Origin of the sequence: Pseudomaricurvus sp. (assembly GCF_965662505.1) — a bacterium.
Taxonomy (GTDB): Bacteria; Pseudomonadota; Gammaproteobacteria; order Pseudomonadales; family Cellvibrionaceae; genus Pseudomaricurvus.
The window spans coordinates 1-2,547 of sequence record NZ_CBFIHX010000224.1; the positions used below are offsets into that span (position 1 = coordinate 1).

At 52.5% G+C, this 2,547-nt stretch carries 4 protein-coding genes; 3 read left to right on the forward strand and 1 reads right to left on the reverse strand.

The window, feature by feature from the left end; genetic code table 11:
- On the reverse strand, positions 1–183 hold a 183-nt coding region (locus ACTG33_RS16935), incomplete at its 3' end, for a glutamate--tRNA ligase family protein (RefSeq protein ID WP_439136419.1).
- A gap of 264 nt (positions 184–447) precedes the next feature.
- Here ACTG33_RS16935 and ACTG33_RS16940 point away from each other — a divergent pair.
- The 3 genes from ACTG33_RS16940 (at position 448) to tsaA (ending at position 2,541) form a co-directional block, all read left to right on the forward strand.
- The gene (locus tag ACTG33_RS16940) at positions 448–942 is read left to right on the forward strand and encodes a peptidylprolyl isomerase (protein WP_439136421.1); all 495 of its coding nucleotides are present in this window, start codon (positions 448–450) and stop codon (positions 940–942) included.
- Positions 943–1,046: 104 nt separating this feature from the next.
- Positions 1,047–1,799 carry a UDP-2,3-diacylglucosamine diphosphatase gene (locus ACTG33_RS16945; RefSeq protein WP_439136423.1) on the forward strand — a complete coding sequence of 251 codons (753 nt, stop codon included), beginning with the start codon at positions 1,047–1,049 and terminating at the stop codon, positions 1,797–1,799.
- A 28-nt stretch (positions 1,800–1,827) separates the two neighbouring features.
- Positions 1,828–2,541, forward strand: a complete 714-nt coding sequence (gene tsaA / locus ACTG33_RS16950; protein ID WP_439136425.1) for a tRNA (N6-threonylcarbamoyladenosine(37)-N6)-methyltransferase TrmO — start codon at positions 1,828–1,830, stop codon at positions 2,539–2,541.
- Positions 2,542–2,547 lie beyond the last annotated feature (6 nt).

A 2,547-nucleotide genomic window follows, 5' to 3' on the forward strand; every position in this document is an offset into this window, starting at 1 on the left:
CTGACCGCCAAAAGTCTCTGCCAGACCAAAATTCAAGCAGATGGACTTGGCGTGACCAATGTGCAGATAGCCATTGGGCTCAGGGGGGAAACGGGTGATTACCTGGGAGGTTTTGCCACTCTCCAGGTCTTGTTTAATGATTTGCTCAAGAAAATTCAAAGGCTTGCTGGTGGCTTCGCTCATGCTGTTACGTCAATCCCCTATCGGCTGATTACAGCCCTGTCTCTGATATTCATTCCGGCGGTCTGTTGATAGCAGCCTATTTTGGCAACGCAATCGCCGCGGAAGTGCCATACTCCCGCCGGGAAATCGTGTATTATAGCCGTCTCGACGTGCTCTAAGCACCCATCAAATAAAGATTTTTTGCTCTGCCTCACTGCTCTCGGGCTCTGGCGGAGCGACACAACTGAAAACCTGGTCACAGGTTAGATTTATCAGGAGCCAGACATGATTACACTGCACACCAATTACGGCGACATTAAGTTGGAGCTGGACTTCGAAAAAGCCCCTAAAACCGCCGCCAACTTCAAGCAATACGCCGAAGATGGCTTCTATGACGGCACCATCTTCCACCGCATTATCGACAACTTTATGGTCCAGGGTGGCGGCTTCACCGAAGACATGGTGCAGAAGGAAACCCGTGAAACCATCGAAAACGAAGCGGACAACGGCCTGAAAAACGATATGTACACCGTTGCCATGGCTCGCACCATGGATCCACACAGCGCCACTGCTCAGTTTTTCATCAATGTTAAAGACAACGACTTCCTGAACCACAGCGGCAAAAACGCTCAGGGCTGGGGTTACTGCGTATTCGGTAAAGTGGTAGAAGGTACGGAAGTCGTCGACAAAATCAAAGGTGTCAGCACCACTATGGTTGCCGGCCACCAGGATGTCCCTGCTCAATCCGTGACCATCGACAAGGTGACCGTTGAAGGTTAAGCACTTTCGGCCATCGCCTTTTGTACTAGCACCAGCTGCTAGCACGTCTGCGCCGGGCCTGCCCCGGCGCTGCTAAACCCACCGCTCACGCCCCAGCCCTCGCCATGACCACACTGTTTATTTATGATCTACACCTGGATGCCAGCCGTACGGACATCACCGCCGCCTTTGAACGATTCATGACTCAAATCGCGCCGACTTCTGATGCTCTCTACATTCTTGGGGACTTTTTCGAAGTATGGATTGGTGACGACGACCGCAACGACTTCAACCAACAGATTATCGATCAACTGAAAGCCTACAGCGACAGCGGCAAAGCCCTGTATCTGATGGTTGGGAACCGGGATTTCCTGATGGGCGAGGAATTCGCTGAACAATGTGGAGCCACTTTGTTAAACGATCCTACCGCCATCGACCTGTATGGTATGCCTACTCTGTTGATGCACGGCGACAGCCTTTGCACTAAAGATGCTGAATACATGGCATTTCGACAGCAGGCTCGCTCAACACAATGGCAACAACAACTCCTGGCTCAACCCATTGAAGCCCGCCGCGCCATTGCCAAACAGCTGCGCGAGCAAAGCAAAAGCATGAGCAGCATGAAGGCCGAAGACATCATGGATGTCACCCCTGAGGAAGTGGTGCGTGAAATGGAAGAACACCACGCAACCCTGATGATTCACGGCCACACCCACCGCCCTAACCGTCATCCAGTTACCCTGGCAAAAGGCGACGGCGAACGAATCGTACTGGGTGACTGGTACAACCACCTCTGGTGGCTGGAAGCCGATAAACAGGGCAATATCGAACAACACAAGCGCCCAATTACTCAGGAAAACCTGCTTAATCAGGCCTGACTAAACCCTGCAAACAGCCAGAGCCGCTATGAGCACTAACGAGCAAACCTACCACTTTGATCCCGTTGGCTGGGTTCACAGCCCCTACAAAGAGAAATTCGCCACTCCCCGTCAACCGGGACTGGTCACTGCGGCACACTCACACATCACCCTGCGCAACGACTGTAATCGGGAAGAAATCCTGCGTGGACTGGAAGGTTTTAGCCATCTGTGGCTGATGTTCGTTTTCCACGAAGCCATCCGTGAAGACTGGAAACCCATGGTTCGCCCACCACGTCTCGGCGGCAACCAAAAAGTCGGTGTCTTTGCCAGTCGCAGCCCGTTTCGACCCAACCCCATCGGGCTTTCGGTGGTCACCCTAGAAGGGATCAAACAGGAAAAAGGACAGTGGCAAATCCACATTGGCGGCGGCGATCTGCTGGATCAAACTCCCATACTGGACATCAAACCCTATATCCCTTACGCCGACTCACACCCACAGGCACAGGGAAACTATGCTGACGATACGCCGGAAACCCTTGAGTCTATTGAGTTTAATCCACAAGCGTATGAGCAAGTGACGCTATTTGAGAAATCCTACCCTTCACTGGAGCAGCTTATTCGGCAGGTATTGAGCCAGCAGCCAGAACCCGCCTTCCACAAAAGTTCAGAACGCACCTACGGTATGGCACTGTACGATCTGAATATTCAGTGGCAACGACAAGGCAAAACTCTGGTCGTCACTGACGTAAGGCAGAACTAGCTCGCT